The sequence below is a fragment of the Mesorhizobium sp. M5C.F.Ca.IN.020.32.2.1 genome (assembly GCF_004023105.1).
Taxonomy (GTDB): Bacteria; Pseudomonadota; Alphaproteobacteria; order Rhizobiales; family Rhizobiaceae; genus Mesorhizobium; species Mesorhizobium wenxiniae.
Genome location: NZ_RZSX01001022.1, coordinates 1 through 2,067 on the forward strand (window position 1 = coordinate 1; position 2,067 = coordinate 2,067).

The following is a 2,067-nucleotide window of genomic DNA, read 5'->3' on the forward strand; positions in this document are numbered from 1 at the left end:
GTCGCCGACAGCGCCGTGCGGCGGCACTTTCAGCCTGGCATCGGGCGCCGGCGGCACCTTGGTCGCCTCGGCGTTGAAGACGAGCAGCACGCCGTCCCCGCAACGGAAGAAAAGATGCCTGCCGTCGACCTTGCCCAGCAGATCGAGCCCGAGCACGCCGGAATAGAAGTCTTCCGCGGCATCGAGGTTGGTCACGTAGAGGGCTGATTCGAGGATGGCGGAAGGAGTCATGACAGGGTTAAGCTACAGCCAGCTGTTGCAGGCTGACCAGTCGCTGGATGCCTTTCTTGGCCAATTCCATCAGCGCCGTGAACTGCTCTTCTGAGAAAGGCTCGCCCTCGGCCGTGCCCTGGATCTCGACAATGCCGCCCTTGCCGGTCATGACGAAGTTGGCGTCGGTGCCGGCCGAGGAATCCTCGAGATAGTCGAGGTCGATGACCGGCTGGCCGTCATGGATGCCGCAGGAGACAGCCGCGACATGATCCTTCAGCACCTTGGCGACGCTGGCCATCTGCCGGGCTTCCATCCAGCGCAGGCAATCGTAAAGCGCCACCCAACCGCCGGTGATCGAGGCTGTGCGCGTGCCGCCATCGGCCTGTATCACGTCGCAGTCGACGGTGATCTGCTGCTCGCCGAGCGCCTGCAGATCGACCACGGCGCGCAGCGAACGGCCGATCAGCCGCTGGATTTCCAGCGTGCGGCCGCCTTGCTTGCCGGCCGAAGCTTCGCGGCGCATGCGCTCGCCGGTCGAGCGCGGCAGCATGCCGTATTCCGCCGTCACCCAGCCCTTGCCGGAATTGCGCATCCAGCCCGGCACCTTTTCCTCGAGGCTGGCCGTGCACAGCACATGCGTGTCGCCGAACTTCACCAGGCACGAACCTTCCGCGTGCTTGGAGACGCCGCGTTCGAAGGAGATGGCGCGCATTTCGTCGAATTGGCGTTTAGAAGGGCGCATTCAGGCTTTTATCCTATTTTTCGGAATCGTGGCCGGCTTGTAGCCGCACGCGACGAGAGGCGCAAAGGAAAATGGACCAGTTGCGCCGGCGTGGCCGAAGTCTATATCTTTGGGCCGGAGGTGTTTGGCTCGAAATGACCAAGGCAGTCGATCCCAATTCCCAGTCGGCGGCAGTGCTCCAGTCCCCTGCGCTTCAATCGCCCGCACTCCAGTCGCTCGACATGCGCTCGCGCGACATCTTTCGGCGCATTGTCGATTCCTATCTGAAGGACGGCGAGCCGGTCGGCTCACGTAGCCTGTCGCGTATCCTGCCGTCTTCGCTGTCGCCCGCCACCATCCGCAACGTGATGAGTGATCTCGAGCATCTCGGCCTGATCTATGCGCCGCATATCTCGGCCGGCCGGCTGCCGACCCAGGCCGGCCTGCGCTTCTTCGTCGATGCTTTCATGGAGCTTGGCGATCTCTCCGACGAGGAGCGCCGCACCATCGAGGCGCAGGTGCGCGCCTCCGGCTCTGGCGCGACGCTGGAGCACATGCTCATCGAGGCCAGCCAGATGCTGTCCGGCATGTCGCGCGGCGCCGGCCTCGTGCTTGCCGCCAAGAACGAGGTGGCGCTCAAGCACATCGAATTCATCCAACTCGAGCCGACCAAGGCGCTGGCCGTGCTGGTGTCGCAGAACGGCGACGTCGAAAATCGCGTCGTCGACCTGCCGGCCGGCATCACCGTCTCGCAATTGCATGAAGCCTCGAACTTCCTCAATGCCCACATCCGTGGCCGCACGCTGGCCGAGGCGCGGATCGAGATCGCCCGCATCAAGGAAGAGACCAAGGCCGCCCTCGACACGCTGTCGCAGGATCTGGTGGAGAAGGGCCTTGCGGTCTGGGCGGGCGCCGAGAGCGGCCTGCCGGCGCGTCTCATCGTGCGCGGCCGCGCCAACCTGCTGGAAAATGTCACCGCGCAGGCCGACATCGACCTGCTGCGGCATTTGTTCGAGGATCTGGAGACGCAGAACGGGCTGATCCAGCTTCTCGACCTCGCCGAGGAAGGCTCCGGCGTGCGCATCTTCATCGGCTCTGAAAACAAGCTGTTTTCGCTGTCGGGCTCGTCGCTG

Annotated in this window: 3 protein-coding genes; 1 reads left to right on the forward strand and 2 read right to left on the reverse strand. The window is 64.3% G+C overall.

What is annotated here, in order from left to right; translation table 11 throughout:
• Positions 1 to 231: VOC family protein (locus tag EOA86_RS32300; protein ID WP_206630199.1), on the reverse strand; the 231-nt coding region annotated here is incomplete at its 3' end.
• Between the two features lie 7 nt (positions 232 to 238).
• Positions 239 to 955, reverse strand: coding sequence for a ribonuclease PH (gene rph, locus EOA86_RS32305; protein WP_128345303.1), 717 nt, complete (start codon positions 953 to 955; stop codon positions 239 to 241).
• 221 nt (positions 956 to 1,176) lie between these two features.
• Between rph and hrcA the strand changes: the two genes are divergently transcribed.
• A partial coding sequence (gene hrcA, locus EOA86_RS32310) for a heat-inducible transcriptional repressor HrcA (RefSeq protein WP_245497447.1) occupies positions 1,177 to 2,067 on the forward strand: 891 nt, incomplete at its 3' end.